The organism is Streptomyces sp. NPDC060031 (assembly GCF_042736805.1).
In the GTDB taxonomy this organism is placed as follows: domain Bacteria; phylum Actinomycetota; class Actinomycetes; order Streptomycetales; family Streptomycetaceae; genus Streptomyces.
In genome coordinates this window covers 28,634-54,449 of sequence record NZ_JBHWVM010000005.1, presented here as the reverse complement: position 1 = coordinate 54,449, position 25,816 = coordinate 28,634, and the positions used below count along the sequence as shown (strand labels likewise).

At 72.1% G+C, this 25,816-nt stretch carries 28 protein-coding genes; 8 read left to right on the top strand and 20 right to left on the bottom strand.

The features are described 5' to 3' along the window. Window positions 1–191: 191 nt before the first annotated feature. The 4 genes from ACFWB8_RS03385 to ACFWB8_RS03370 all read right to left on the bottom strand — a co-directional run bounded on the left by ACFWB8_RS03385 (window position 192) and on the right by ACFWB8_RS03370 (window position 3,871). Entirely contained in the window at window positions 192–968 is a 777-nt protein-coding gene (locus tag ACFWB8_RS03385) for a putative protein N(5)-glutamine methyltransferase (RefSeq protein ID WP_385221804.1), read from the bottom strand. Between the two features lie 25 nt (window positions 969–993). Then, the gene (locus ACFWB8_RS03380) at window positions 994–1,893 is read right to left on the bottom strand and encodes a sigma-70 family RNA polymerase sigma factor (protein WP_385221801.1); all 900 of its coding nucleotides are present in this window, start codon (window positions 1,891–1,893) and stop codon (window positions 994–996) included. Between the two features lie 94 nt (window positions 1,894–1,987). Then, window positions 1,988–3,232, bottom strand: coding sequence for a GNAT family N-acetyltransferase (locus tag ACFWB8_RS03375; RefSeq protein ID WP_385221799.1), 1,245 nt, complete (start codon window positions 3,230–3,232; stop codon window positions 1,988–1,990). A 66-nt stretch (window positions 3,233–3,298) separates the two neighbouring features. Continuing rightward, window positions 3,299–3,871, bottom strand: a complete 573-nt coding sequence (locus ACFWB8_RS03370; protein ID WP_385221796.1) for an AmfC protein — start codon at window positions 3,869–3,871, stop codon at window positions 3,299–3,301. Between the two features lie 333 nt (window positions 3,872–4,204). Between ACFWB8_RS03370 and dtd the strand changes: the two genes are divergently transcribed. Further along, on the top strand, window positions 4,205–4,630 hold the full coding sequence (dtd, locus tag ACFWB8_RS03365) for a D-aminoacyl-tRNA deacylase (protein ID WP_385221793.1): 426 nt from the start codon (window positions 4,205–4,207) through the stop codon (window positions 4,628–4,630). Between the two features lie 15 nt (window positions 4,631–4,645). Here the strand turns inward: dtd and ACFWB8_RS03360 are convergent, their stop codons facing one another. From ACFWB8_RS03360 to ACFWB8_RS03300, 13 genes are all read right to left on the bottom strand, one after another. Beyond that, window positions 4,646–5,611, bottom strand: coding sequence for a YgfZ/GcvT domain-containing protein (locus ACFWB8_RS03360; RefSeq protein ID WP_385221790.1), 966 nt, complete (start codon window positions 5,609–5,611; stop codon window positions 4,646–4,648). 18 nt (window positions 5,612–5,629) lie between these two features. After that, window positions 5,630–6,106 (bottom strand): Fur family transcriptional regulator, encoded by a 477-nt coding sequence (locus tag ACFWB8_RS03355; protein ID WP_385221787.1) that lies wholly within the window; start codon window positions 6,104–6,106, stop codon window positions 5,630–5,632. A gap of 64 nt (window positions 6,107–6,170) precedes the next feature. After that, window positions 6,171–6,743, bottom strand: coding sequence for an FABP family protein (locus ACFWB8_RS03350; RefSeq protein WP_385221785.1), 573 nt, complete (start codon window positions 6,741–6,743; stop codon window positions 6,171–6,173). A gap of 269 nt (window positions 6,744–7,012) precedes the next feature. After that, window positions 7,013–7,948 carry a hypothetical protein gene (locus tag ACFWB8_RS03345; protein WP_385221782.1) on the bottom strand — a complete coding sequence of 312 codons (936 nt, stop codon included), beginning with the start codon at window positions 7,946–7,948 and terminating at the stop codon, window positions 7,013–7,015. Further along, complete coding sequence (locus ACFWB8_RS03340; RefSeq protein ID WP_385221780.1) at window positions 7,945–8,835, bottom strand: hypothetical protein; 891 nt, start codon at window positions 8,833–8,835, stop codon at window positions 7,945–7,947. Before ACFWB8_RS03340 ends, ACFWB8_RS03345 begins: the two co-directional genes overlap by 4 nt. Next, entirely contained in the window at window positions 8,832–9,653 is an 822-nt protein-coding gene (locus ACFWB8_RS03335) for a hypothetical protein (protein ID WP_385221777.1), read from the bottom strand. The genes ACFWB8_RS03340 and ACFWB8_RS03335 overlap by 4 nt, the downstream gene beginning before the upstream one ends. Window positions 9,654–9,766: 113 nt before the next feature. After that, window positions 9,767–10,030 carry a DUF3099 domain-containing protein gene (locus ACFWB8_RS03330; protein ID WP_385221774.1) on the bottom strand — a complete coding sequence of 88 codons (264 nt, stop codon included), beginning with the start codon at window positions 10,028–10,030 and terminating at the stop codon, window positions 9,767–9,769. A gap of 161 nt (window positions 10,031–10,191) precedes the next feature. Further along, a complete protein-coding gene (locus tag ACFWB8_RS03325) occupies window positions 10,192–10,485 on the bottom strand; it encodes a DUF1416 domain-containing protein (protein ID WP_385221771.1) in 294 nt (97 codons plus the stop codon). Window positions 10,486–10,538: 53 nt separating this feature from the next. After that, window positions 10,539–11,384, bottom strand: coding sequence for a sulfurtransferase (locus ACFWB8_RS03320; RefSeq protein ID WP_385221768.1), 846 nt, complete (start codon window positions 11,382–11,384; stop codon window positions 10,539–10,541). Window positions 11,385–11,557: 173 nt separating this feature from the next. Next, window positions 11,558–11,641, bottom strand: coding sequence for a putative leader peptide (locus ACFWB8_RS03315; RefSeq protein WP_350206375.1), 84 nt, complete (start codon window positions 11,639–11,641; stop codon window positions 11,558–11,560). Window positions 11,642–11,806: 165 nt separating this feature from the next. Further along, window positions 11,807–12,520: a DUF2993 domain-containing protein gene (locus tag ACFWB8_RS03310; protein ID WP_385221765.1), complete on the bottom strand. Its 714-nt coding sequence runs from the start codon at window positions 12,518–12,520 to the stop codon at window positions 11,807–11,809. 102 nt (window positions 12,521–12,622) lie between these two features. Continuing rightward, complete coding sequence (locus ACFWB8_RS03305) at window positions 12,623–14,011, bottom strand: hypothetical protein (protein ID WP_385221762.1); 1,389 nt, start codon at window positions 14,009–14,011, stop codon at window positions 12,623–12,625. A gap of 10 nt (window positions 14,012–14,021) precedes the next feature. After that, a complete protein-coding gene (locus tag ACFWB8_RS03300; protein ID WP_385221759.1) occupies window positions 14,022–14,276 on the bottom strand; it encodes a MoaD/ThiS family protein in 255 nt (84 codons plus the stop codon). Window positions 14,277–14,723: 447 nt separating this feature from the next. Here ACFWB8_RS03300 and ACFWB8_RS03295 point away from each other — a divergent pair, with 447 nt between their 5' ends. The 5 genes from ACFWB8_RS03295 (at window position 14,724) to ACFWB8_RS03275 (ending at window position 20,175) form a co-directional block, all read left to right on the top strand. Next, complete coding sequence (locus ACFWB8_RS03295) at window positions 14,724–15,536, top strand: response regulator transcription factor (protein WP_385221756.1); 813 nt, start codon at window positions 14,724–14,726, stop codon at window positions 15,534–15,536. A 24-nt stretch (window positions 15,537–15,560) separates the two neighbouring features. Further along, window positions 15,561–16,583: a LacI family DNA-binding transcriptional regulator gene (locus ACFWB8_RS03290; RefSeq protein ID WP_385221753.1), complete on the top strand. Its 1,023-nt coding sequence runs from the start codon at window positions 15,561–15,563 to the stop codon at window positions 16,581–16,583. A 164-nt stretch (window positions 16,584–16,747) separates the two neighbouring features. Next, window positions 16,748–17,938: a S1C family serine protease gene (locus tag ACFWB8_RS03285; RefSeq protein WP_385221750.1), complete on the top strand. Its 1,191-nt coding sequence runs from the start codon at window positions 16,748–16,750 to the stop codon at window positions 17,936–17,938. 60 nt (window positions 17,939–17,998) lie between these two features. Further along, the gene (locus ACFWB8_RS03280; RefSeq protein WP_385221747.1) at window positions 17,999–18,736 is read left to right on the top strand and encodes a response regulator transcription factor; all 738 of its coding nucleotides are present in this window, start codon (window positions 17,999–18,001) and stop codon (window positions 18,734–18,736) included. Beyond that, window positions 18,733–20,175, top strand: a complete 1,443-nt coding sequence (locus tag ACFWB8_RS03275) for an ATP-binding protein (RefSeq protein ID WP_385221744.1) — start codon at window positions 18,733–18,735, stop codon at window positions 20,173–20,175. Before ACFWB8_RS03280 ends, ACFWB8_RS03275 begins: the two co-directional genes overlap by 4 nt. On the opposite strand, the gene ACFWB8_RS03270 is transcribed toward ACFWB8_RS03275, so the two are convergent. Beyond that, window positions 20,155–21,117: a phosphatidylinositol-specific phospholipase C gene (locus tag ACFWB8_RS03270; RefSeq protein WP_385221742.1), complete on the bottom strand. Its 963-nt coding sequence runs from the start codon at window positions 21,115–21,117 to the stop codon at window positions 20,155–20,157. The genes ACFWB8_RS03275 and ACFWB8_RS03270 overlap by 21 nt on opposite strands. Before the next feature lie 77 nt (window positions 21,118–21,194). Further along, complete coding sequence (locus tag ACFWB8_RS03265) at window positions 21,195–21,764, bottom strand: TetR/AcrR family transcriptional regulator (RefSeq protein ID WP_385221740.1); 570 nt, start codon at window positions 21,762–21,764, stop codon at window positions 21,195–21,197. A gap of 132 nt (window positions 21,765–21,896) precedes the next feature. Between ACFWB8_RS03265 and ACFWB8_RS03260 the strand changes: the two genes are divergently transcribed. Further along, the gene (locus ACFWB8_RS03260) at window positions 21,897–22,682 is read left to right on the top strand and encodes an alpha/beta fold hydrolase (RefSeq protein WP_385221737.1); all 786 of its coding nucleotides are present in this window, start codon (window positions 21,897–21,899) and stop codon (window positions 22,680–22,682) included. A 59-nt stretch (window positions 22,683–22,741) separates the two neighbouring features. On the opposite strand, the gene ACFWB8_RS03255 is transcribed toward ACFWB8_RS03260, so the two are convergent. Continuing rightward, window positions 22,742–24,556 carry a bifunctional metallophosphatase/5'-nucleotidase gene (locus ACFWB8_RS03255; protein ID WP_385221735.1) on the bottom strand — a complete coding sequence of 605 codons (1,815 nt, stop codon included), beginning with the start codon at window positions 24,554–24,556 and terminating at the stop codon, window positions 22,742–22,744. Window positions 24,557–24,747: 191 nt separating this feature from the next. Here ACFWB8_RS03255 and mshD point away from each other — a divergent pair, with 191 nt between their 5' ends. Further along, window positions 24,748–25,680 (top strand): mycothiol synthase, encoded by a 933-nt coding sequence (mshD, locus tag ACFWB8_RS03250; protein ID WP_385221732.1) that lies wholly within the window; start codon window positions 24,748–24,750, stop codon window positions 25,678–25,680. Window positions 25,681–25,816: the final 136 nt, after the last annotated feature.

Here is a 25,816-nt window from a genome sequence, read left to right as displayed (position 1 = left end):
GAGCAGATCCGACCGCGCGCCAGAAGGGGTTGCCTTGTTTCATCGCGCCCCTAGCGGTTACGTTGCGTGAAATTGCGTACGCTGCGTAACCGTAAGGAGTGCCCGAATCGCCCGGCAAGGGCGCACGGCAGCCTTAGGGGGGCGTGACGGGCTCAAGGGGGCGTGACGGGGGCGCGCACCGCGCCCTTCCCTCACGCAGCGGGCGCGCGGGCGATGATCACCGTCGCGTCGTACTCGTCCGAGGTGACCTCGCGGACCCCCAGGCCCGCCGCCGACAGGGCCGAGGCCGTCACCGGGGACTGGCGGGCGCTCGTCTCGATCAGCAGGTGGCCGCCCGGCGCGAGCCACGCGAGGGCGCCCGCAGCGATGCGCCGGTGCAGGTCGAGGCCGTCCGCGCCGCCGTCGAGGGAGATCAGCGGCTCGTGGTCGCGGGCCTCCGGCGGCAGCAGGGCGATCTCGGACGTCGGCACGTACGGGGCGTTGACCACCAGTACCTCGACCCGGCTCCGCAGGGCCTCGGGGAGCGGGTCGTACAGGTCTCCCTCCCACACCGCGCCCCCGTACGGCGCCACATTGCGCCGCGCGTAGGCCAGCGCTCCGGGGTCGACGTCCGCCGCGTGCAGCTCCACGCCCCCGGCGCCCGGCAGCGAGGCCGCCACCAGCGCGCCCAGCGCGCCGACCCCGCAGCACAGGTCCAGCACCACCGCGCCGGGCCGGGCCAGCGCCACCGCCTCCCGCACCAGGAACTCGGTGCGCCGGCGCGGCACGAAGGCCCCCGCCCCCACCTCCACGCGCAGCCCCATGAACTCGGCCCAGCCCACCACGTGTTCCAGCGGTTCACCCCGCACCCGGCGGGCCAGCAGCTCCGCCAGGTGCCGCTCGTCGCTGGCGGCGGCCTTCAGCAGGTCCGCCTCCTCCTCCGCGAAGACGCAGCCGGCCGCGCGGAGGTGTTCCACAAGTGACTTCAAATACCTCAGTCCTCAGTTCTCGGTCTCAGTTCTCCAAGACCGTCACATCGATGCGGTCCAGCCTCGCCGGATCCGCCAGGATGTCGATCGCGACGATACGGCCGCCGCTCACCGTGAAGCCCATCACCGCAACCGCCTTGCCGCCCGGCGGAATCGTGACGACGCCCGGCGCCCCGTTGACCAGCGCGGCCCGCGCGTACGGCGCCATCCGGGCGAAGGTGAGCGCCTGCCGGGCCACCGCCCACGCACCCAGCGCCGTCTCCTCCAGATCCACCCGCAGCACCACGTCCGGGTCCAGCACCGCGATCAGGCCCTCGAAGTCGCCGCCGCGCGAGGCCGCCATGAAGGCCCCGACCACCTCGCGCTGGCGCCGCAGGTCGCGGTCCGGCGCCGGCGCGCCGCCCTGCACCCGGCGCCGCGCCCGGCTCGCCAACTGCCGCGCCGCCGCGGGCGTACGCTCCACGATCGGCGCGATCTCGTCGAACGGCACCCCGAACATGTCGTGCAGCACGAAGGCCAACCGCTCCGCCGGCGCCAGCTGTTCCAGTACGACGAGCAGCGCGAGCCCCACCGAGTCCGCGAGCAGCACCTCCTGCTCCGGGTCGAGCCCCTCCGGGCCGCTCAGCACCGGCTCCGGACCGCTGAACACCGGGCCGTCCAGGGACTCCTCGCGACGCGCCTTGCGGGTGCGCAGCTGGTCGAGGCAGACCCGGGCGACGACGGTGGTCAGCCATCCGCCCAGGTTCTCCACCTCGTCGGTGTCCGAGCGGTCGAGCCTGAACCAGGCCTCCTGCACGGCGTCCTCCGCCTCGCTGAGCGAGCCGAGCATCCGGTAGGCCACCGCCCGCAGGTGCCCGCGCTTCTCCTCGAAGCGCGCCGCCAGGTACGCGATGTCCGCAGACCGGGTCTCCGCCGTGCCGTTCATCCCGTGCTCCCTCGTCCGTGCCGCCGGTGCCGTCCGTGCAGTCGCTCCGTAGACCTGACGGTCGGCGGCCCGCCCGTGTGACGGGATCGGCGGATCAGAAGATGTCCGGGCACCAGGGCCTGCGGGCCGTGCGGAAGACCGTGTCCGCGAGCGCGACCGCCCCCGGCCGCTCCTCGTCGATGCGGCCGAGCGCGGCGAGCCGCAGCGCGGACTCCTCGCCGAGGTAGAGGGAACCGAGCGCGGCCACGTCCAGGCGCAGGTCGGCGGGGTCCCCGGTGACCTCGCACTCCCCCGTCGCGGCGTCCAGCCGGTAGCGGCCGCCGGCCAGCCCGGCGGGGTCCGTCACCTCCAGGACGAGGATCCCGGGGCAGGCGTACGTCCTGGCGCTCAGCGCGCGGACGACGTCCAGCAGCCGCACCCACAGGAAGTCCGAGACCGTCACGACCCTCGCGGCGCGCGGGTCGGGCAGCAGCTGTGCGACGAGGTCGTCAGGGGCGCGGTAGCCGGTACGGACCGTCTGCACCCAGTCGATGGAGCACAGGAAGTGCCACAGGGCCCGCTCCGCGGCCGGGGACAGCGCCAGCAGCCCCCTGACCTGGAGGGTGTTCTGCGGGGTCTTCGCTTCGGTCCACCGGTCGTCCAAGGTGTAGGCGGCCAGGCCCTCCACCTCGCCCGCCGCCGTCCGGTACACGGCGTGGAACTTCTCCTTGTACGGGCGGTGCGACAGCTCCTCCAGCCCGGTCGTCAGGTTCCACCAGCGCTCGTCGCGGTCGATGAAGCCGTGGGTGACCGCCCGCAGCCGCTCGTGCAGCCCCGGGCCCACCCGCCGCACCTCGGCCGCGTCCACGAGGTCGATCCGGGCGCCGTCGGCGGGCGCGGACCAGCGCCGGTCGAGTCCGCCGCGCGGTACGTCGATCTCCCATTCCGTGACGGAGGCCGCGGGCCCGTACCCGTACCGCCCGTAGATCGGGTACTCGGCGGCGACCAGGGTGCTCAGGACCTCGCCGCGCGCCTTCGCGGCGGCCAGTTCGGCGGCCATCATCCGGGTGAGCAGGCCTTGGCGGCGGTGCGTGGGCGTCACGGTGACGTTGGAGACGGCGCTGGCCGGGACCACCGCCCCGCCCGGCACGGTCAGTTGCTGGGCGAAGGAACGGAAGGACGCGACGCAGCGGCCGGTCGCGGTGTCGAACCCGCCCTGGAGGCGGGCGAGGTCGCTGTACTTGGCCCGATCGGCGACGTCCGGCTCCGTCACCCGGGCCGGGGTCAGGAACCCCGTGTTCAGGGCGTTCAGCCAGTCGGCGAGTTCGGATGCGGCGATCGGCCGGACTTCAGCGGTCATGACCGGCCACGCTAATCCCGCCCGTGCGGCCCCGTCGCCTGATTTTCCCGGCCGCGCCCGTGGGCCTCAGGCCAGCAGATCGTCCACCTGCGCCTCGCCCTCGCGGTAGCGCCGGGTGATCTCCGCGCTGGAGTCGTCCACCGTGCGCTGGAGCTGCTGGCGGCGCCGCGAGACCTGCTGCTCGTACCGCACGAGGCGGCCCATCGCCTCGTACAGCTCCTCGTCCGTGCGCGCCGCGAGGTCCGACAGCTCCACGTCGGACAGCATCTCGGCGACCAGCAGCCGGGACTCCTCGCCCTGTGGGGTCCTGAGGGTGAGGTGCCGGGCGGAGGCACTGCGGCTGGAGGGGGCGTCGGCGAGGATCTCGGAAAGCCGGTCGACCACCGGCGTCTCGGGGTCCGTACGCCGCGCGAGTTCGGCGCGCAGGATGTCGATGCGGCCCTGGAGCAGTCGGCGTACGTAACTCACGTCGGCCTCGTCGCGCTGCGCGTCGCGGCGCAGCGTGCGCAGCTCCGGCAGTTCGAGCGCGGTGGCCGGCGTCGCCGGTGCGTGCGGGTCGCCGGTGCGCTGCACGGGCGGCCGCAGGGCTCCCGTGACGTCGGAAGCGGGTACAGGTACGGAGGTACCAGAGATATTCATGTGAACGTGTCCGTCCCCTCGACCGGTGCTGGGGGCACCGCCTGCGTGCATCGTGCCACTCTCCGTGGTGCGGATGCAGTCCCGGACCACCCGATCGGCCCCGGACGGGCCAACGGTTGATTCGTTCTGCCTCTGGTTGGCCATCGGATACCTCGTACGGGTGAACGGTGGCGCGCGGCTACGCGAACCGGGCCGAACGCGCCCGGAAGCAAGGCCGGTTGCAGGTGCTCACCGTCCCCCTGGCCGGGGTGGAGCGGCGCGTTGAGACCGCGTCGGCCAAGCCCATACCGGCCGACCTCGCTAGGGACGGTGCACGCCTGGTACACAGGTGGTATGCGAGCAGTGGTGCAGAGGGTGGACGGCGCGAGTGTCGTCGTGGCCGGTGAGACCGTGGGCGAGATCGTCGGCGAGGGGTTGTGCGTGCTGGTGGGGGTGACCCACGACGACACCCCGGAGAAGGCGGCGCAGCTGGCGCGCAAGCTGTGGTCCGTGCGGATCCTGGAGGCGGAGAAGTCCTGCAGCGACGTGGACGCGCCGCTGCTGGTGATCTCCCAGTTCACGCTCTACGGAGACGCCCGCAAGGGCCGCCGGCCCACGTGGAACGCGGCGGCGCCCGGCGAGGTGGCCGAGCCGCTGGTCGACGAGGTCGTGGCGCAACTGCGGGCGCTGGGCGCGAGGGTGGAGACGGGCCGGTTCGGCGCGGACATGCGGGTCTCGCTCACCAACAACGGCCCGTTCTCCCTCGTCATCGACATCTGAGGCATCCGACGCCGGCTACGGCGCGACGACGACCTCCTGCGCGGCGGCCGTCTTGCCGACCAGCAGCGGCGCGTCCACCGGAACGTTCCTCTTGACCAGCGCGAGGGCGATCGGGCCCAGCTCGTGGTGGCGGACCGCGGTGGTCACGAAGCCCAGCTGGCGGCCCTCCTCCCCGTCGGCGGCGAGGCGTACGGGCGCGCCGTGCGCCGGGAGCAGCACCTCGGAGCCGTCCAGGTGCAGGAAGACCAGGCGGCGCGGGGGCTTCCCCAGGTTGTGGACGCGGGCGACCGTCTCCTGGCCGCGGTAGCAGCCCTTCTGCAGGTGCACGGCGGTGCCGATCCAGCCGAGCTCGTGAGGGATGGTGCGGTGGTCGGTCTCGGCGCCGAGCCGCGGCCGGTGCGACTCGACGCGCAGCGCCTCGTACGCGAGCAGGCCGGCGGCCGGGCCGTGCGTGGCGGCGAAGGCCTCCAGCTCGGCGCGGGGCAGGAACACGTCGCGGCCGTGCGGGGTCTCCCGTACGGCGTGCTCCTCGGCGACTTCGGCGATGGAGCCGGCGGGCAGGTGCACGACGGCGAAATCGGCGGTGCGGTCGGCGACTTCGACGCGGTAGAAGAACTTCATCGCCTCCAGGTAGGCGATCAGCGCCTCCTGGGTGCCGGGCTCGACGTGCGCCCACACCGTCTCGCCGTCGTCCACGAGGTACAGCGCGTGCTCGATGTGGCCGTTGGCGGAGAGGATCAGCGCCTCGGTCGCCTGCCCGGCCGGCAGCTCGGTGAGGTGCTGGGTGAGCAGCAGGTGCAGCCAGCTCAGCCGCTCCGGTCCGGAGACGGTGACGACGCCGCGGTGGGAGAGGTCGACGAAGCCGCGGCCGTCGGCGAGGGCGCGCTGTTCTCCGTACAGCTCTCCGTAGTGGGCGGCGACGCCCTCATCGCGGCCTTCGGCCTGCACGGCGCCGGGGAGATGGAGCAAAGGGCTGGTCATGAAACCAAGCCTACGACCCTATGGCGCGTGGCCGTCACGGTGTTTGGCGGCGCACTTCTTGCAGAGTCCGAAGATGGCGAAGTGCTTCATGTCGGTCTCGAAGCCGAAGGTCGCGCGGAGCTTGGCGGTGAACTCGGAGGCGATGTCCACATCGGCCTCGATGACGTCCGCGCATTCGCGGCACACCAGGTGGATGTGGTGGTGCCGGTCGGCGAGGTGGTAGGTGGGCGCGCCGTGGCCGAGGTGGGCGTGCGAGACGAGCTTCAGCTCCTCCAGCAGCTCCAGCGTGCGGTAGACGGTGGAGATGTTGACCCCGGAGGCGGTCTTGCGCACTTCGGCGAGGATCTCGTCCGGGCTGGCGTGCTCCAGGGCATCGACCGCTTCCAGCACGAGCTGGCGCTGCGGGGTCAGGCGGTATCCGCGCCGGCGCAGGTCGGTCTTCCAGTCGGCGCTCTCACTGGTCTCGCGTGCATCGGTGCTCTCGGCGCTCACCACTCGGCCAGTGTAAGCGCGGGAAGGGGACCGCGGGCTGCCCGGCGGTCCCCTTCTCGCACTCCGGTCAGTGGAAGAAGGCGATGCCGTCGTCCGGCATGTCGGGGAGGTTGCGCGCCATCTCGGCGACCTCCTCGGGGCTGACGACCTTCTTGAGCTGGGCCGACATGTACGGGCGCAGCTCGACGTCCGGGGTGGCCTTCTCGCCGACCCACATGAGGTCGCTCTTGACGTAGCCGTAGAGCCGCTTGCCGCCGCTGTACGGGCCGGAGGCCGCGGTGCGGGCGACCGCGTCGGTGACCAGGTCGATCTGGGGCTTCTGGTCGGCGAGCTCGCCGTACCAGACCTCGACGACGCCCTGGTCACGGACCATGACGATCTCGACCTTGCGGTCCTTGTCGATGCGCCAGTAGCCCGACTCGGACTCCAGCGGACGCACCTGCTTGCCCTCGGCGTCGAGGACCCAGGTGTGGGAGGTGTACTCCAGGAAGTCCCGGCCGTCGTGGCTGAAGACGACCTCCTGGCCGAAGTTGCACTTCTCCTCGCCCGGGAAGTCGAAGACGCCTGCGCCTTCCCAGGTGCCGAGGAGGAAGGCGAGGGGGACGAGGCCCGGGTTCAGGTCGGACGGGATCTGGATCATGGATGTCTGCTCAGGCGATCTGTGGGAGGGGTTCCGGTATCCGGGGCCAGGCGGTCAGCGCTGGCCCTGGTACAGCTTCTTCACGGCCAGACCGGTGAAGGCGAGGACGCCGACGCAGACCAGGACCAGCAGGGAGGTGAAGACTGCCTCAAGCACGGTGTGCTCCTCGGAGGTTTCGTTCGGGGGTACGGGCCGGTCCCCAAGCCTACTGGCCTGGGGACCGGTGCACTCTGTGAGGTGGGCCGTACAGCGGCGCCGGGCCGCCGCCGTCAGCGCAGCAGCTGGTCCTGGAGGATCACCGTCTGGTGGAACGGGACGGCCGCCACCTCGCCCTTGCGGGTCTGGAAGACCACGGTCTGGAGGTCGCCGGACTGGACGCATCCGACCTTGACCTGCTCGTCGCCGAACGGGGCGGCCTCCGAATAGAGGGACACCTCGCGCAGGTCGGGAGCGGACTGGGTGCGCTTGGCCCTGCTCCAGGCGGGGTCGGGCTCGATCCGGTTGACGCCGCTCACCTTCATCTTCAGGCCGCAGCCCTCGAAGGCGTCCGCGAAGCCGGAGGAGTGGAAGCGCAGCACGTAGATCCGGGTGCGGGTGCCGTCCGGCATGACCCAGCCGCGGGCCGCGATCTGGCGCAGGCCGTCGTCGACGAAGCTCTGCTTGATCTCCTGGCGCGCGCCGGGGTCGTACTCCTCCAGGAAGGTGTCCTGGGACACCATCTGGTCCTTCTCCAGCTTCAGCGCGGGGTCCTGGGCGGATCCCTGCGGGGCCGGCAGGAGCAGCTCGCCGAGGGTGGCGTAGTGGACGCCTTCCTTGTTGTCCTCGGCGAAGGGCTGCGCGGCGCCGGGAGCCAGGGTGGGCTTGGCCAGCGCAGGGAAGACCCAGCGGCCGTCGTCCTCGGTGTGCAGGCCGGGGATGTCGGTGCGCTCGGGCTGGGTGATCCCGTACGCGACGCCCGTGCCGACGGCGCCGAAGGCGAGGACCGCGGCGGTCCAGCGCAGGGCGGCGAACAGCTTGCGGCGGTCCTTGGGCACCTTCGGCGCCTCGGGGGCCTCCGGGGCCTCCGGGGCCTCCGGGGTCGCCTGCGTCTCGGGGACCGCGGGGGCCGCGGGGGCCGCGGGGGCCGCGGGGGCCGCGGGGGTCTCGGGCTCCTGGGGAGCCGTCGCCTCGGTCACGGTCTCGGGGGCGGTGTTCTGCTCGGTCACACGGACTCCCCGGGGGACTTCAGGTGGGTCAGCTGGTTCTTGAAGAACTGCGTGGCATCGGCGGTGGAGAAGGGCTTCGGCCCGTAGGCGCGGAAGTTGACCATCACGTCACCCTCGACCGCCACGCAGTCGAGCGAGTCGATCGTCTCCTTGTCCTTCTCGCCGAGCCCCATCACGGAGCACTTCGCGTCGGGGAAACCGTCGACCTTGGGCGCGTCGCGGCCCTCGCCCATGAACTCGATGAGCTTCTTGGTGACCTCGGCGAACTTGCCCAGGGACTGCGGGTCGGCCTGCATGATGCGGACCTCCAGCACCATCTGGCCGCCGCCCTTGGTGTAGCTGCGTCCGGCCAGCCCCTTGAGCTTCAGCTCGGCCAGGGCCTCGTCGCGCTGCTTGCGCTCGGTGCTGGACAGGCCCTTGCGGGCGTCCTTGAAGCCCTCGACCGCGCTCTCGCCGGAGACGACGAAGTTGTTTCCGTCGTCCGCGAGGTCCGGGCCCAGGGTGAAGGTGGTCGGTACCGGCAGCAGCTTGCCCGACAGCTCGTTCGCCGGCACGGCGGCCGGCTTCTCGGGCTGCGCGGCGTGCCCGCCCGCGGCGGTCCAGTAGCGGGTCGGCGAGGTGCGGTCCGCGTCCGCGATGGCGGCGGACGCGGCGACGGCGCCGCCCACGAGGACGGCCACGGCCACGCCGGCGGCGATGACGGCGATCTTCTTACGGTTCACCGTGCGCGCGGGCTTCACCGGCGCGGCCTCGGCGACCGGCGCCGGGGTCTCGGTGGCGACCTCGGTGACGGTCTCGGTGACGGTCTCGGCGACCGGTGCCGGAGCCTCGGCGACGGCCTCCGGAACGGCCTCGACCGGGGTGTTCTCGTTCTGCGGCTCGGTCACAGTCGCTCCAGCTGTCGCTTGGCCAGGTCGATGACATCGCTCTCCGCGATCTTGCCGCGGTTGTTGAAGTAGCCGATGTCCAGGACGATGTCGCCGCGGCGGGCGATGGCCCGGGCCCCGCGGATCGGGTAGTACCCCGGCTTCTCGTGCGCCTCGGCGTCCACCCACACGTGGCCGAGGTCGCCGGCGAGGCCGGGGATCTCCACGCCGGAGTTGCCCGCGTACTTCACCTGGGGCATGTACCGCGACTGTTCCTTCTCGTAATCGTCCGCGCCGGAGCGGTCGTTGAACTGCAGCAGCCGGACCTCGACGAACACGCGGTCGTCCTCGGACCAGACCGTGGACGCGACCCGGCGGACGTTGTCGCTCAGGATGCCGGGCAGCCCGTGTTCCGGGTTCTCGAAGAACTCCGCGGCGAAGAAGTCCAGCGATTCGTAGCCGCTGCCCTCGACCTTGGCCCCGCCCGGGGCCTCGATCAGCAGCTTGGCCAGGTCGTCGTCGGTCTTGTGCCAGCGGTTGGCGTTGATCGTCTTGTTCGTCGTTGCACCGTCCGGCGCGAGCGCCTTCGGGGTGACCACCTTGGCCTGGGCCAGCGGCGCGAGCGGCGTGGGTTCGCGGTTGAACTGGATCGCGTAACCGGTGACCGTCCCGGCGAGGACGCCGAGGACGACGGCGCTCGCGATCAGGAAGGTCGTACGCCCGCGGCGGCGCAGCCGGGCCGGAGCAACGGAATTTACGGCCGGAAATTCCGGACTGTCTGATTCCGGTACGTTCTCCGTCTCTTTCCGCTGCTCAGAGATGGTCTGTTCGTGTTCCAAAAGAGTCCCCCCACAGGACTGGTGGCGCGGGCCAATTACCCGTGCACACACATGACAGCTTGCTGTGGAGAGATGTTGTACGCACTCTTATTACAATTTTATATCGGCGGGTTTCACTCCTCGTGGCGCCGCTTTCCGTCGAGTTCGTCCCACCACTCGTCGGACTTCGGATCGCCCGAGGGGTCGTCCCACCAGCGGTCGTCCGGACCCCGGCGGTTCGCGACCATCGCGGCCACCGGCGGGATGACCATCGCCACCACGCACAGGGCGACGGCGGCCTCGACCGACCACAGGCGCACGAAGGACCAGGCGGAGACGAAGAGGAACAGGCATCCGCCCATCAGCAGGAAGTAGGCGCGGCGCCGCCGGGCGTACATGTCTCCAGCGTAGGGCCGGCGCCTGCGAAAACAAGTTCGGCGAGCGAGCACGGACGGCACGAGCACGGACGGCACGACCGCGGACGGCACGAAGGGCCGCACCCCGTTCCAGTGGCGTCCAACCCCCTGGGGTGCGGCCCTCCGGCCGGTTCAGCTGACGATCACACCGCGATGGCCACGTCCGTCACGCCGCCGGCGTCGGCGACGACCACGGCGCGGTCGGCCTGGCGGCCGCCGGGGACGAGCGCCCGCAGCGTCCAGGTGCCGGTCGCCGCGTAGAAGCGGAACTGGCCGGTCGCCGAGGTCGGGACCTCGGCGGTGAACTCGCCGGTCGAGTCCAGCAGGCGGACGTAGCCGCTCACTCCCTCGCCGTCCTTGGTGACCTGGCCCTGGATGGCGGTCTCACCGGGCTTGAGCGTCGCGAGGTCGGGCCCGCCGATCTGTGCTCCACACATGTTCTCTGTCCTGTCCTAGAGAGGTCGTACTACTGGGCGTCGCGTGCCCGGGACTACTTGTTGGCGCCCAGCTCGATCGGCACGCCGACCAGCGAGCCGTACTCGGTCCAGGAGCCGTCGTAGTTCTTGACGTTCTCCTGGCCCAGGAGCTCGTGCAGCACGAACCAGGTCAGCGCGGAGCGCTCACCGATGCGGCAGTAGGCGATGGTGTCCTTCGCCAGGTCGACCTGCTCGGCCTGGTAGAGGGCGGTCAGCTCTTCGTCCGACTTGAAGGTGCCGTCGTCGTTGGCGTTCTTCGACCACGGGATGTTGCGGGCGCTCGGCACGTGGCCGGGACGCTGCGACTGCTCCTGCGGGAGGTGCGCCGGGGCGAGCAGCTTGCCGGAGAACTCGTCGGGCGAGCGGACGTCGACCAGGTTCAGCGAGCCGATCGCGGCCACGACGTCGTCGCGGAAGGCGCGGATCGAGGCGTCCTGGGCCTTGGCCTTGTACGCGGTGGCCGGGCGGGCCGGAACCTCGGTGCCGTCGACCAGGTCGCGGGAGTCGAGCTCCCACTTCTTGCGGCCGCCGTCGAGCAGGCGGACGTCCTGGTGGCCGTACAGCTTGAAGTACCAGTAGGCGTAGGACGCGAACCAGTTGTTGTTGCCGCCGTAGAGGACGACGGTGTCGTCGTTGGAGATGCCCTTGGCGGAGAGGAGCTTCTCGAAGCCCTCCTGGTCCACGAAGTCGCGGCGGACCGGGTCCTGGAGGTCGCTCTTCCAGTCGATCCGGACGGCGTTGGTGATGTGGTTCTTGTCGTAGGCGGACGTGTCCTCGTCCACCTCGACGATGACGACGTTGGCGTCGTTCAGGTGGGCCTCGACCCAGTCGGCGTCTACGAGGACGTCGCTGCGGCTCATGGTGTTCTCCTCCGGGGCAGTGTGCGGCGGGGCTGTGCTGGTGGTGCTGGGGGCGTGCTTCCGGGTGCGCTCGAGATCCTGAACGGGGAGCCGTCAGGGGGCAGGAGGCAAGTGGGGTCACACGGGAAGGCAGAAGGCCGTCGTCCGGCCATGGAGCGGGATGCGCTCACACGTCACATGGATCGACAGAGCATGGCGGCGACGCGACACAGGTCTACTGCCCGTCGCTTCGTGAGGTCCGCCTGCTGATGCTTCATAGCCATGGATCGTAGGGACGAATCGGCTGCCCTGTCACCGTCGTGTCATATTTCGAGACAGGATCGTCCGTATGTTGGGATGCGATCACCCCGAACGGGCCGCCGCACCGCCTCGGGGGCCCTCGGCGCGGTCCGTCCATCTGCGGATCGGACCACAGCGTCTCACTATCCGGTAAGCGCCACGTTCGAACCGCCCAGCGACAGGTGCACACCGGCCTCGTCCGAGGTCAGCGCGGTCAGCTGGAGCCCGGACGGCAGACCGCCGTCGAGCCGGCGGTCGGAGTCGGTCTTCTTGCGGATCGCGGTCTCGATCCCGGGGATCCCCTCGCCCGGCACCTCGTCGGCCCGCAGCCGGACGGTCCTGGAGCCCTGCCCGTCCTTGGCGTCGACGAGGGAGACGGTCGACACCACGCTGCGGGTGAAGGTCCTGCCCAGCAGCTCCACCGACGCGGTGACCTTCACCTTGCCCGGCGCCCCGCCGTAGCTCAGGGTCACACCGGGCTGCGCGCCCGTGGTCAGGTCGGCGTACGTGACGAGGGCCGAACCGGCCGCGCGCCGGGCGGTGCCGCCGCTGTAGTCGCCGTTCAGCTCGACCCCGTGGAAGTCGGCGCGCAGCTGGGTGAGGCGGGTCTTGCGGCCGTCCGCGCTCACCTCGACGCCGTCCAGCTTCAGGTCGACCCGGTCGAGGTCGTGGCTGAGCGCCTGCGTCAGGAAGGGGAAGCCGTGGATGTCCACGCCCACTCCCCCGACGCCGGGCTGGCGGGCCTGGATCCGGTCGGCCAGCCGGTTCTCGGCATAGCCGACGGCCCAGCGGTCCGCCCCCACGAACAAGGCCCCGAGGACCACTGCGACGATCACGACAACGCGCAGGAAACGCACGCGTCCACCCCCCATGAAGATTGGTACGTACGTACTAGTTGACCATCCTCGCCGTCGGAAGCCGGTGAAGGGGCCGTGCGCCCGCCCCCTCGGCCCACCGCCTCAGCCCACCACCCGCCCCAGCAGGTAGACGGCGGGAGCGGCCACCGCCAGCGGCAGCGCGACACCGGCCGTCATGTGCACGAACTTCGACGGATAGTCGTACGCCGCCACCCGCAGCCCGATCAGCGCGCACGCCCCGGCCACCAGGCCCAGCAGCGCCCCGCCGGCGCCGACCGAGGTCAGCCCGCCGACCGCGACGCCCGCGCCCGCGGCCGCGGCCAGCGAGACGCCGACCGAGGGTCCGGTGGGCAGGGGCAGCGCGCGGGCGAAGACGGCGACCGCGACGGCGGCCGCCCCGACGGTCACCCAGGCGGTGTCGGCGGCCAGGTATCCGGCGCAGACGATGGCCAGTGCGGCGGAGGCCACCGAGGCCATGAGCCCGTACATCCGCTCGTCCGGCTCGGCCCGGCTGCGCAGCTGGAGCACGAGGGTGAGCAGCACCCAGGCGCCCAGGGTGCCGACGATCGCGCCGGGGCCGTACGCGCGGTCCACGGCGAGCACCGCCGCATCCGCGGCGAGGGCTCCGGCGAAGGCGAGGGCGATGCCCTGGCGGGCCGGCCACATGCCGTTGAGGCGGAACCAGCCGGCCGCGGTGAGCCCCTGGAGGGTGATCAGCGGCACGAGCAGCGCGAGCTGCCCGAAGGCCGCGGCCGCGGCGATCAGCAGCCCGAGGGCGGCGGTCAGTATGGCCGGCTGCGGGCCGGGGTCGATGATCGGCGACCGGCCCTCGGCGCGGGCCTGGGCGGGGTCGACGGCGCGCAGCGTGTTGCCGGCGAGCGTGGGCGGGGAGTACGCGGGCTCCTCGCCGGCGCCCTCCGCCGCTGCCGCTGCCGCTGCCGCTGCCTCCGGCGGCTCGGCCGCGACGGGGGTGGCCGGGGCGGCCGTCTGGGGCGGGAGGTAGGCGGTGGCCCAGTCCTGGGCGGGGGCCGGTGCGGGCGCGGGAGCCTCCTCGCGGAACCAGCCGTCGGGGGCGGCCGTCTGCTGGTACTGCTGCGGCTGCGGCGGCTGCTCCACGTACGGCTCCGCCGGGCCCGGGTACGGCGGCAGGTACGCGGTCTCGCCCCACTCCTGCACCGGTGCGGGGGCGGGGGCCTCCTCGCGGAACCAGCCGTCGGGGGCCGCGGTCTGCTGGTACTGCTGCGGCTCCGCCGGGCCCGGGTACGGCGGCAGGTACGCGGTCTCGCCCCACCCCTGCACCGGAGCGGGGGCCTGGGCCGGGGCCTGCTGGGCCTCGTCGCGGAACCAGCCCTCGGGAGCCGCGGGCTGGTGGGCGGTGTCCCAGGTCTCGGACTGCCAGGTCTGGGTCCCGTACGGATCCTGCTGTTGCTGTTGTTGCTGCTGCTGGTAGTACTGCTGCTGCTGCTGCTGCTGTTCCTCGGGAGTACTCATCGGACCGCGCTCACCCGCCCGCGAACGGCGGGAGCACCTCGACGGTGCCCCCCTCGGTCAGCTCGACGGATTCGTGCGCCCGCTTGCCCACGGGCTCTTCGTTCACGAGGAAGGAGCAGCGCAGCAGGACCCGGGTGAGCTCCCCGGGGTGGCGTTCCCGCACGCCGTCGAGCGCCTCGGCCAGTGTCCGCGCCGAGTACGGCTCCTCCGCCGTCTTGGCCGCGGCCTTGGCCGCCGCCCAGTAGCGGATGGTTCCGGTTGCCACTGCAGCTCCTATCGTCGTGTCCACGTCGGCCTCCATGATGAACCCTCGGACCCGCGGGCCCCGCGTGACTCCGCGCGCCCCTTATGCGCCCGGGCGGCTCCTCCGGGGTCCACCGAACCGGTGAAACCGGGGCATACGCTGGTCACAGGGGTGGTGCGAACCACAGAAGAGCCGCCCGCCGATACCTCGGCCCCGCGGGCACGGGTGGGCTATTCTGCTGGCGAGAGGATCCGGGCAATGTTGCCCCCGGGTCCTTTTGTGCTTTCAGCACGTTGAACGAACCGAGAACAGTGGTATCCATCCGGACCTCAGGGCGCGGGGACCGGGCGGACACCAGGCAAGCCGTACGAAGCAGTGCCGCGAAAGTCCTCGACGGGACCGAGGAGGAACCGACGTGATGGACATGCGAACCGTGCAGAACGACCCGACCCGGGCAGGTGTCGGGTCATGAGCTCTCTCCTGCTGCTGACCAATGCCCTGCAGCCGTCCACCGAGGTGCTGCCCGCCCTCGGCCTGCTGCTGCACAGCGTCCGGGTGGCGCCCGCCGAGGGCCCCGCCCTCGTGGACACCCCCGGCGCGGACGTGATCCTCGTGGACGGCCGCCGCGACCTGCCGCAGGTGCGGTCGCTGTGCCAGCTGCTCCGCTCCACCGGGCCGGGATGTCCGCTGATCCTCGTCGTGACCGAGGGCGGCCTCGCGGCCGTCACCGCCGACTGGGGCATCGACGACGTCCTCCTCGACACCGCCGGCCCGGCCGAGGTCGAGGCGCGGCTGCGGCTGGCCACCGGCCGCCAGCAGCTCGGTTCGGACGACTCCCCGATGGAGATCCGCAACGGCGACCTCTCGGTGGACGAGGCCACGTACTCGGCCAAGCTCAAGGGGCGGGTCCTGGACCTCACCTTCAAGGAGTTCGAGCTGCTCAAGTACCTCGCGCAGCACCCGGGCCGGGTCTTCACCCGCGCCCAGCTGCTCCAGGAGGTCTGGGGCTACGACTACTTCGGCGGCACCCGCACGGTGGACGTCCACGTACGGCGGCTGCGCGCCAAGCTCGGCCCCGAGCACGAGTCCCTGATCGGTACGGTCCGCAACGTCGGCTACCGCTTCGTCACCCCGGAGAAGGTCGAGCGGGCCGCCGCGGAGGCTGCGGCGCAGGCCGCGGCCAAGGCGGCCGCCTCCGCGGCGGCGCAGGCGGCGGCCGCCACCCGGATGGCGGAACCGCCTGTGGGAATCCCCTCTTCCGGGCGCCCTGCCCAGAGGTAGGTCACCCCGCGTAGACTGCCGCGCGTGGCCAAGGTGACGCGGGATGACGTGGCACGACTGGCGGGTACCTCTACCGCCGTCGTGAGCTACGTCATCAACAACGGACCCCGGCCGGTTGCCCCGGCCACGCGCGAGCGTGTCCTCGCCGCGATCAAGGAGCTGGGCTACCGCCCGGACCGGGTCGCACAGGCGATGGCGTCACGGCGCACCGACCTCATAGGCATGATCGTCCCGGATGCCCGTCAGCCGTTCTTCGCGGAGATGGCGCACGCGGTCGAACAGGCCGCGGCCGAGCGCGGGAAGATGGTGCTCGTCGGGAACTCCGACTACCGCGACGAGCGCGAGGTCCACTACCTGCGGGCCTTCCTCGGCATGCGGGTCTCGGGCCTGATCCTGGTCAGCCAGGGCATGAGCGAGCGGGCCGCGTCCGAGATCGAGGCGTGGGACGCGCGGGTCGTGCTGCTGCACGAGCGCCCCGAAGCCATCGATGACGTGGCCGTCGTCACCGACGACATCGGCGGCGCCCAGCTCGCCACCCGCCACCTGCTGGAGCACGGGCACGAGTACGTCGCCTGCCTGGGCGGGGTCGAGACGACCCCGGAGGTCGGCGACCCGGTGGCCGACCACGTCGAGGGCTGGCGCCGGGCCATGCTGGAATCCGGCCGGTCGGTCGAGGGCCGGCTCTTCCAGGCCCCGTACAACCGCTACGACGCGTACCGGGTGGCCCTGGAGGTCCTCTCGGGCCCGGACCGCCCGCCGGCCATCTTCTGCGCGACGGACGACCAGGCGATCGGCCTGCTGCGGGCCGCGCGCGAGCTGCGCATCGACGTGCCCGGGGAGCTGGCCGTCGCCGGCTTCGACGACGTGAAGGAGGCGGCCCTCACGGACCCGCCCCTCACCACGATCGCCTCGGACCGTCCGGCGATGGCCCGTGCGGCGGTGGACCTCGTCCTGGACGACGGCCTGCGCGTGGCCGGCTCCCGCCGGGAGCGGCTGAAGCAGTTCCCGTCGGCGCTGGTGATCCGCCGCTCCTGCGGCTGCCGCTAGCCTTCGGCGGTTCGGCGGTTCGGCGGTTCGGCGGATCGGCGGATCCACCGCTCGGCGGGCGCGCCCCGCCCGGGCCCGGTCCTTATGTCGGGCATACGCGGTTCTGTCGGGCTTCTCAGGTCAGACTCAGATTGCTCTCATGATCCGCGCGCAGAGTCATAGACATGACCGAGAGCTTCCGCCGCGAAGGCGAGTACCCGCAGGAGTACCTCCCGACTCAGCACTCGCCGTTCGGCGAGGACTGGCAGCGGGGCCACGACCGGCCGGCGCAGGAGGCCGCCGGGGCGTATCCGCCGCCGCCCGCGTACCCGCCCGCCGCACCGGGGTGGCACGAGGCGCACCAGGCCCCGGTCATCCCGGGCGAGACCGTGTCCGCCGGCGCCGGCGGACCCCAGGGGCCGGCCCACGCCGCCACCCCCGCCCCCCGCGCCAAGCGGCCGGTCGCCCTCCTCGCCGCCGTCGCCCTCGCCGCGGCCGTGGTCGGCGGCGCCTCCGCGGCCGCCTTCCAGCAGCTGGTCGGCAACACCACCGGCTCCGCCGCCGGCGTCAACGGCACGAACGTCTCCCAGTCCAGCAACGGCACGGTCTCCGGCGTCGCCGAGAACGTCAGCCCCTCCGTCGTGCGGATCGACACCCGCACCGGCTCCGGCCAGGGCACCGGCTCCGGCATCGTCGTGACCGCCGACGGCGAGATCGTCACCAACAACCACGTCATCGACGGCGCCTCCGAGATCCAGGTGACGATGAGCGACGGCAAGAAGTACGCCGCCAAGGTCGTCGGCACCGACCCGGACAAGGACCTGGCCCTCATCAAGCTCCAGGGTGCGAGCGGCCTCAAGCCCGCCAAGCTCGGCGACTCCGGCAGCCTCAAGGTCGGCGACCAGGTCGTGGCCATCGGCTCCCCCGACCGCCTCACCGGCACCGTCACCAGCGGCATCGTCTCCGCGCTGGACCGCGAGGTGAACGTCCCCAAGTCCGAGCAGCGGCAGACTCCGCAGCGCGGCCAGGGCGGCTGGCCGTTCAGCTACGACGGCCAGCAGTTCAACGGGAACACCGGCTCGGACACCACCTCGTACAAGGCCATCCAGACGGACGCCTCCCTCAACCCCGGCAACTCCGGCGGCGCCCTCGTCAACATGAACGGCGAGATCGTGGGCATGCCCTCCGCGATCTACTCGCCCTCCAGCGACAGTTCCTCCGCCGGCAGCGTCGGCCTCGGCTTCGCCATCCCCGTCAACACCATCAAGGCCGACCTCCCCTCCCTCCGCAAGGGCGGCGCCGCCACCGGATCCGGCAGCTCGAACAGCGGCAACGGCGGCGGCACCGCCGCCGACGGCTTCGGCACCTCCTTCTGACCCGCCCGTGCGACGCTGGGAGGCGCCGCGCACCGACCGAGACCACTGGGGTGGACCGAGATGAATCCCGCCGAAGGCGACCAGCAGCGGATCCTCGTCGTCGACGACGAGCCGGCCGTACGTGAGGCCCTGCGCCGCAGCCTCGCCTTCGAGGGCTACGGCACGCAGACCGCCGTCGACGGGCTCGACGCCCTCGACCAGGCGGGCTCGTACGCTCCCGACCTGATCGTGCTGGACATCCAGATGCCCCGGATGGACGGTCTGACGGCGGCCCGCCGGCTGCGCTCCGCGGGCAGCACCACCCCGATCCTGATGCTCACCGCCCGCGACACCGTCGGCGACCGCGTCACCGGCCTCGACGCGGGCGCCGACGACTACCTCGTCAAGCCGTTCGAGCTGGACGAGCTCTTCGCCCGCGTCCGCGCGCTGCTGCGCCGCAGCTCGTACGCCGCCCCCTCCGGCCTCGCGGACGGCGCCGGCGAGGACGTGCTGACCTTCGGTGACCTGCGGATGGACCTGGCCACCCGCGAGGTCACCCGGGCCGGGCGGCCGGTCGAGCTGACCCGCACCGAGTTCACCCTGCTGGAGATGTTCCTGGCGCACCCGCGGCAGGTGCTGACCCGCGAGCAGATCCTCAAGACCGTCTGGGGCTTCGACTTCGAGCCCAGCTCCAACTCCCTGGACGTGTACGTGATGTACCTGCGCCGCAAGACCGAGGCCGCGCGCGAGCCCCGCCTGGTCCACACCGTGCGCGGGGTGGGCTACGTACTGCGCCAGGGCGAGAGCGGTCCCGAGTGAGCCCCACCGCCAGATTCCGCGCCCTGCCCCTGCGCTCCCGCCTGGCGCTGCTGGTCACCGTGGCGGTGGCCCTCGCCGTGGCCGCCGTCGCGGCGGTGTCCTGGGTCATGGTGCGGGCCCAGCTGAACGACCAGCTCAACCAGTCCCTCAAGGCCACGAACCCGACCGCCCAGGTGCTGCGCACGCTGCGCGAGGGCTGCTCGACCCGCCCCGACCAGCAGGCGCAGCCGGAGATCGCCGGACAGCTGAACGCGACCGTCCAGATCATCGCGGCCGACGGCAGCCACTGCACGGTGAGCGGGCGCACCGATCTGCCCGCCACCCGGACCGACAAGGAAGTCGCCGCGGGAGAACGCGGCAAGGCCCTGTACGACGCGTCGACGACCGGCGGCGTCGAGATGCGCGTCTACACCTTCCCCGCGCAGGCGCAGCCCGGTTCCCCGGTCTTCGCGATCTCCGTCGCCAAGCCGCTCGCCGATGTCACCAAGCCGCTGTCCACCCTCGCCTGGGTGCTCCTGCTCGTCTGCGGCATCGGCGTCGTCGGCGCGGGCGCGGCTGGCCTGTGGGTGGCCCGTACGGGGCTGCGGCCGGTCGACGAACTGACCGGCGCCGTCGAGCACATCGCCCGTACCGAGGACCTCACCGTCCGGATCCCCGACGAGGGCGACGACGAGATCGCCCGCCTGTCGCGGTCCTTCAACTCCATGACGGCCGCGCTCGCCTCCTCCCAGGAGCGGCAGGCGCAGCTGATCGCGGACGCCGGGCACGAGCTGCGCACCCCGCTCACCTCGCTGCGCACCAACGTCGAGCTGCTCGCGCGCAGCGAGGAGACCGGCCGGGCCATCCCGCCCGAGGACCGTCGGGAGCTGCTGGCCTCGGTCAAGGCGCAGATGACGGAGCTGGCCTCGCTGATCGGGGACCTTCAGGAGCTGTCCCGCCCGGACGCCGGGGCCGGGAGCCCGCTCCAGGTGGTGGCCCTGCACGAGATCGCCCGGGCGGCGCTGACCCGCGCCCGGCTGCGCGGTCCGGAGCTGGTCTTCCGCTCCGACCTGGCGCCCTGGTACGTACGGGGCGAGGCGGCGGCCCTGGAGCGGGCGGTGGTCAACGTCCTGGACAACGCGGTGAAGTTCAGCCCGCCCGGCGGCGCCGTCGAGGTGTCGCTGCGGGCGGGCGCGCTGACCGTAAGGGACCACGGCCCGGGCATCCCGGCCGACGACCTCCCGCACGTCTTCGAGCGGTTCTGGCGTTCCCCGTCGGCCCGCGCCCTGCCCGGCAGCGGCCTCGGCCTGTCGATCGTGGCCCGTACGGTGCACCGCGCGGGCGGCAGCGCCGAACTGCGGGCGGCGCGGGACGGCGGCCCGGGCACGGAGGCGGTCCTGCGCATCCCGGGCGCTCCGACGCCGCCGCCGTCCGGGCCGTCAGTTGTGCCGGATCAGTGAGGCGACCAGGCCGGAGCGGGTGTTCGGGAAGTCCATCGGGACGATGCCGAGCCCGGTGCGGCCGGCCAGTTCGCCGCCGTCGACGAAGGCGTGGACCTGGGGGTTCAGCCGGTCGGAGTTCCAGCGGGGCGGCATGTAGGCGGCGGTGCTGACGTAGTTCACGAAGAGCTTGCCGGGCTGCTGGACGGCCTTGCGGAAGTGGTCCTCGATCCGGCCGCGCTTGGCGAAGGGCTCGGTGTTGTAGTCGTCCTGGATGTCGAAGACGTTGCCGTCGCCGTAGCGCAGTCCGGGCAGGCCGCCGTTGTCGGCGAGCAGGACGACCTTCCCGCGGGCCTGGCCGAGACTGGGCAGGGTGTCGGATATCCGGAAGAGCGGGCGCCAGCCGCGGTTGTCGAGGTAGTCGTCGAAGATCGCGCGGAAGGTGGCGTCGCTGTCGCCGGAGTACTCCTGCTTGACGCGCATCAGCACGGTTTCGGAGGGGTGCGCTGCGAGGAAGTTCCAGCAGGCGACGAGGACGTCCCCGAACATCAGGTCCTGGAAGAAGGCCGCGTGGTGGATGGCGAAGGAGCCGCCCGACACCCGGCAGCGGACGTCGAGGAACCGGATGCCGGAGTCGAGCTGCTGGGCGATCGAGGTGTTCTGGCAGGCGACGTAGAGCCCGCCCTTCGTGGCGCCCGTGTCGTGGGTGCCGGGGATCGTCATCCGCTGGAGGGCGGTGGCGTCGCCGATCCCGGCCATCCAGTCCTGCGTGCCGAGGGTCCCGGTGGTGCCGCGGGTCCCGGTGGTGCCGAGCGTGCCGGTCGTACCGAGCGTGCCGAGCGCGCCGCGTGTGCCGGTCGTACCGGCGAAGGCCGGAGCCGCCGCTGCCAGGCCGACGGCGGCGCTCGCCGCCAGCGCCCCCGCCCCGGTCAAGAACGCCCGCCGGTCCAGTCCCATGCCCATGCCCGCCCCTTTGCCGACCCAGTGGTGGGACCGGATTATGGCGTGGACACCTCAGCTTTACCACCGACCGGTAGCGGTCAGTTCTCCAGCAGCTCCGCCATCGCCCGCAGCCCTCGGGCGAGCTCCCGCCCGGTCGGCGCCTGCTCCGGGTCGGTCAGGCACTGCACCATCACCCCGCTCAGCAGCGCGAGGTGCACCGACCCGAGGGACCGTACGTCCTCCTCGCCGACCTCGTCCTCCGGCACCCCGCGCAGTTGCGCGGCCACCATGGGGCGGGAGCGGCGCTGGCTCTCGGCCAGGGTGGCGAGCAGTTCGGGCGAGGACTGCGCGGCGACGAAGGCCTCGACGTTGGCGGTCCAGAGCCAGCGCATGTCGCCGAAGTCCTGGATCTTGCGGTCCCACGTGTCGGCGTACCGCTCCGCGGCGGTGTCGCCCTTCCCCGCGAGGCGGCCGGAGCCCGCGGCCCACTCGTCCATCGCCGCGAACAGCGCCTGGTTGAGGAGGGCCTCGCGAGAGCCGAAGTGGTAGCCGATCGCGGCCATGCTCACCTGCGAGGCCGCGGCGATGTCGCGCACGGTCGTGCGCAAGTACCCCTTCTCCTCCAGGCAGCGGCGCGCCCCGGCCAGCAGGTCCTCACGATTTCCCATGCCCGGATCGTATCCGCGCAGCATTTTGGGCAAGCGCGCTACACGAGCGTATTGCGCACATGCCCAAACCCTGTCAGGCTGATGATGGCCGATCACCGGCCCGCCGACCAGCACACAGGGGAGAGCCACGCCATGCGCCACGAGCTGAAGATCGACGACCGCACCCTGTCCTACCTCGACTTCGGCGGCGCCGGCCGGCCGCTGCTCGCCCTGCACGGCGGCCTCTCCGAAGGCGCGCACTTCACCGGCCTCGCCGCCGCCCTGGGCGACGAGTGGCGGGTCATCGCCCCCGACCAGCGCGGCCACGGCGACTCCGCACTGGCCCCCGACTACAGCCGCGAGGGCTACGTCGGCGACGCCGCCGCCCTCCTGGAACACCTCGGCCCCGGCGGCCCGGTGCCCGTGCTCGGCTTCTCCCTCGGCGGGATCAACGCCTACCACCTGGCCGCCGCCCGTCCCGACCTGGTCTCCGCGCTCGTCAACGTCGACGCCCCCGTGGAGAGCCCGCGCCAGGACGGCCCGTCCTTCTGGGACTTCCTGCGCGACCTCCCGTACACCGCGCCGACCCGCGAGGAGCTCGTCGCCGCCCTCGGCCCGCTCGGCGAGGGGGTCGGGCCGTTCCTGCGCCCGCTGCCCGAGGACACCGGCTGGCGGCTGCCGTTCCACCCGCAGGCCACCCTCGCCACCCTGGCCGAGGGCGACGGCTCCCGCTGGGACGTCTGGCTCGCCAGCCGCTGCCCGGCGCTGCTGATCCACGGCCTGCGCAGCGAGGTGCTCCCGCTGGAGCTGGCCGAGGCGATGGTCTCCCGGCGCCCCGGGACCTCGTACGCCGGGCTCGACACCGAGCACTTCGTGCCCTTCCAGGACCCCGACGGCTTCGAGAAGGCCGTCCGCACCTTCCTGGCCGAACTCCCGTAACGCCGGAGGGGCGGCGGGCCGATGGCCCACCGCCCCTCCGGGCGTGCTGTACGCAGGTGTTACTTGATGACCGTGATCCGGTCCGCCGCCGGCGGGGCGATCGGGTTCGCCGCCGTCGACTTCGCCAGGAGCGCGTTGAAGCACTCCAGGTCGGGGGCGCCGACCAGCTTGTTCTTGTGCTCCTTCAGGACGGTGAAGCCGTCACCGCCGCCCGCGAGGAACTCGTTCATCGCGACCCGGTAGGTCTTGGCGGGGTCGATGGCCGCGCCGTTCAGCTTCACCGAGTCCACGACGACGCGGTCCGCGCCCGTCTTCGTCGCGTCCAGGGTGTAGGTGAAGCCCTTCGACACCTGCAGGATCTTCGGGTTCGGGCCGTTGACCGGACCGCTGACCTGCTGCTGGAGCGCGGTGATGAGCTGCGCGCCCGTCAGGTCCACGATGTTCATCAGGTTGTTGAACGGCTGGACCGTGTAGGACTCGCCGTACGTCACGACGCCGTCGCCCTCGTCACCCGCGGCCTTGTAGGCCAGGTCGGCACGGATGCCGCCCGGGTTCATGATGGCCAGCTGCGCGCCGCCCTTGGCGGCCGGGGCCAGCGCCTCCAGCTGCGCGTCGGCGATCAGGTCGCCGAGCGGCTTCTCCGGGGCCTCCGAGCCGCGGCCCGGGATGTCCGCGGAGATGTAGCCCATCGTGCGGTTGGCGACCGGCGCCGCCAGGGCCTTCCAGCGGTCGACCAGCTCGGTCATGTCCGCGGCCTTGGGCTGGTCCCGGGAGACGAGCTTGTTGACCGGCTTGGGCGAGGAGACCGGCGTACGGACGATGTCCTTGGTCTGCCGGTCGTAGGTGAGGGTGGTGTCCGTGAACAGCCGGCCGTAGGAGGCGGCGGAGGTCACCATGCGCGGGTTGCCCGCCGGGTCCGGGATGTTGCAGGCGTACGCCTGGTGCGTGTGACCGGTCACCAGCGCGTCGACCTTCGCGTCCACGTTCTTGGCGATGTCCACGATGGCACCGGAGACGCCGGCGCCCGCACCAGGGGCGTCGCAGTCGTAGTTGTACGCGCCGCTCGCGGGCAGACCGCCCTCGTGGATGAGCGCGACGATCGACTTCACGCCCTGCTTGTTCAGCTCGGCGGCGTACTTGTTGATCGTCTCGACCTCGTCGCCGAACTTCAGGCCCTTGACCCCGTCGGCGGTGACGACGTCCGGCGTGCCCTCCAGGGTGACGCCGATGAAGCCGATCTTCACGTCCCCCTTCTGCCAGATGAAGGTGGGGTTCATCATCGGACGCTTGGTCTTCTCGTCCGTGACGTTCGCGGCCAGGTACTTGAACTCGGAGCCCGTGAACTCCTTGCCGTACTCGAAGCAGCCCTCGACCGGGTGGCAGCCGCCGTACGCCATGCGGCGCAGCTCGGTCTTGCCCTCGTCGAACTCGTGGTTGCCGACGCTCGTGACGTCCAGCTTCAGCTTGTTCAGCGCCTCGACGGTCGGCTCGTCGTGGAAGATCCCGGACAGCATCGGGCTGCCGCCGATCATGTCACCGGCCGCGGCGGTGACGGAGTACTCGTGGCCCTTGCGGGCTTCGCGCAGGCTGGTCGCGAGGTACTCGACCCCGCCCGCGGGTATGGCCTTGGTGGTGCCGTCGGCCTGACGTTCGCTCACCGTTCCGGAGGAGCCCTGCGGGGGCTCGAGCGTGCCGTGGAAGTCGTTGAACGACAACATCTGCACGTCGACGGTCCGGCTCTTGGCGGCACCGCCACCACTCGCGGCCCCGGCCGGCAGTGCGGCGGCGACCATCGCCCCGGCCCCGGCCGTGACGGCGAGAGCGGTGAAGGTCAACCGGCGGGCTCGGCGGTGCCGTTGTGGCGTCGCTGACATTTAATCCCCTTTGTGGACAGCGATACTGCTTGGGAGGTCCGCCGAAGCCTATGGTCAACGCGCGTAGCACGACAGGGGGTAACGGGTATCGAGCTGGTTACGCGCACGAGGCGGATCGCCGCCGGGCCCCCCGGGGCCGGGCACCGGCACCCGTGCTCCCCCCACGGCCTCCGCGGTCGTAGGCTCGGCGCATGACTGACGACGCAGCAGCGGCCCTGGAGCCGGGACGGCAGATTGAGACCCTCGACGAGCTGACGGAGCAACAGGCCGGCACCGTGCTCGACCTGATCGAGGACGCGGCGCGTACGGACGGCACCACCGCGGTGTCCGAGCAGGGCCGCCTCCAGCTGCGCGGCGGGCCGCGCGAGGGCATCCGGCACTTCCTCCTCACGGAGAAGGGACGGCTCGCCGGCTACGGGCAACTCGAGGACACCGACCCGGTCGAGGCCCCGGCCGCCGAGCTCGTCGTGCACCCCGCGCTGCGCGGGCGCGGCCACGGGCGGGCCCTGGGCAACGCCCTGCTGGCCGCCTCCGGCAAGCGGATCCGGGTGTGGGCGCACGGCGGGAAGTCGGCTGCCCGCCACCTCGCCCAGGTGCTCGGCCTGACCCTCTTCCGCGAGCTGCGCCAGCTGCGCCGGCCGCTCGGCGCGGAGGCGCCGCCGCTGCCGGAGGCGGTGCTCCCCGCCGGGGTGACGGTCCGCACCTTCGTGCCCGGCGCCGACGACGCGGCCTGGCTCGCGGCCAACGCCGCAGCCTTCGCGCACCACCCCGAGCAGGGCTCGCTGACGCAGCGGGACCTCGACGACCGGATCGCGCAGCCGTGGTTCGACGCCAAGGGCTTCTTCCTCGCGGAGCGCGACGGCGAGCTCGTCGGCTTCCACTGGACGAAGATCCACCGCGAGCAGCGCCTCGGCGAGGTCTACGTCGTGGGCGTGCGCCCCGGCGCGCAGGGCGGCGGCCTCGGCAAGGCCCTCACCGCGATCGGCCTGCGGCACCTGGCCGAGGCGGGCCTGCCGACGGCGATGCTCTACGTCGACGCCGACAACCCGGCGGCCCTCGCCGTCTACGAGGGCCTCGGCTTCACCACCCACGAGGTCGACCTGATGTACCGCACGGAAAGCTGACCGCAGGCTCCGCCCCAGACCCGCTCCTCAATCGCCGGCGGGGCTGGATCCGGCTGATGCCCGGCCAAGATCAGCCCCGCCGGCGATTGGGGCGCGGGGCCGGGGGCGGAGCCCCGGCAACACCGCCGCACCCGCA

Coding starts and splice junctions, on each gene's coding strand:
- ACFWB8_RS03295 (WP_385221756.1), top strand. CDS start 14,724: ATGAGCTCTCTCCTGCTGCTGACCAATGCCCTGCAGCCGTCCACCGAG.
- ACFWB8_RS03260 (WP_385221737.1), top strand. CDS start 21,897: ATGCGCCACGAGCTGAAGATCGACGACCGCACCCTGTCCTACCTCGAC.
- ACFWB8_RS03280 (WP_385221747.1), top strand. CDS start 17,999: ATGAATCCCGCCGAAGGCGACCAGCAGCGGATCCTCGTCGTCGACGAC.
- ACFWB8_RS03255 (WP_385221735.1), bottom strand. CDS start 24,556: ATGTCAGCGACGCCACAACGGCACCGCCGAGCCCGCCGGTTGACCTTC.
- ACFWB8_RS03305 (WP_385221762.1), bottom strand. CDS start 14,011: ATGAGTACTCCCGAGGAACAGCAGCAGCAGCAGCAGCAGTACTACCAG.
- ACFWB8_RS03270 (WP_385221742.1), bottom strand. CDS start 21,117: ATGGGCATGGGACTGGACCGGCGGGCGTTCTTGACCGGGGCGGGGGCG.
- ACFWB8_RS03370 (WP_385221796.1), bottom strand. CDS start 3,871: ATGAATATCTCTGGTACCTCCGTACCTGTACCCGCTTCCGACGTCACG.
- ACFWB8_RS03360 (WP_385221790.1), bottom strand. CDS start 5,611: ATGACCAGCCCTTTGCTCCATCTCCCCGGCGCCGTGCAGGCCGAAGGC.
- mshD (WP_385221732.1), top strand. CDS start 24,748: ATGACTGACGACGCAGCAGCGGCCCTGGAGCCGGGACGGCAGATTGAG.
- ACFWB8_RS03380 (WP_385221801.1), bottom strand. CDS start 1,893: ATGAACGGCACGGCGGAGACCCGGTCTGCGGACATCGCGTACCTGGCG.
- ACFWB8_RS03325 (WP_385221771.1), bottom strand. CDS start 10,485: ATGTGTGGAGCACAGATCGGCGGGCCCGACCTCGCGACGCTCAAGCCC.
- ACFWB8_RS03315 (WP_350206375.1), bottom strand. CDS start 11,641: ATGAAGCATCAGCAGGCGGACCTCACGAAGCGACGGGCAGTAGACCTG.
- ACFWB8_RS03320 (WP_385221768.1), bottom strand. CDS start 11,384: ATGAGCCGCAGCGACGTCCTCGTAGACGCCGACTGGGTCGAGGCCCAC.
- ACFWB8_RS03330 (WP_385221774.1), bottom strand. CDS start 10,030: ATGTACGCCCGGCGGCGCCGCGCCTACTTCCTGCTGATGGGCGGATGC.
- ACFWB8_RS03285 (WP_385221750.1), top strand. CDS start 16,748: ATGACCGAGAGCTTCCGCCGCGAAGGCGAGTACCCGCAGGAGTACCTC.
- ACFWB8_RS03265 (WP_385221740.1), bottom strand. CDS start 21,764: ATGGGAAATCGTGAGGACCTGCTGGCCGGGGCGCGCCGCTGCCTGGAG.
- ACFWB8_RS03350 (WP_385221785.1), bottom strand. CDS start 6,743: ATGATCCAGATCCCGTCCGACCTGAACCCGGGCCTCGTCCCCCTCGCC.
- dtd (WP_385221793.1), top strand. CDS start 4,205: ATGCGAGCAGTGGTGCAGAGGGTGGACGGCGCGAGTGTCGTCGTGGCC.
- ACFWB8_RS03375 (WP_385221799.1), bottom strand. CDS start 3,232: ATGACCGCTGAAGTCCGGCCGATCGCCGCATCCGAACTCGCCGACTGG.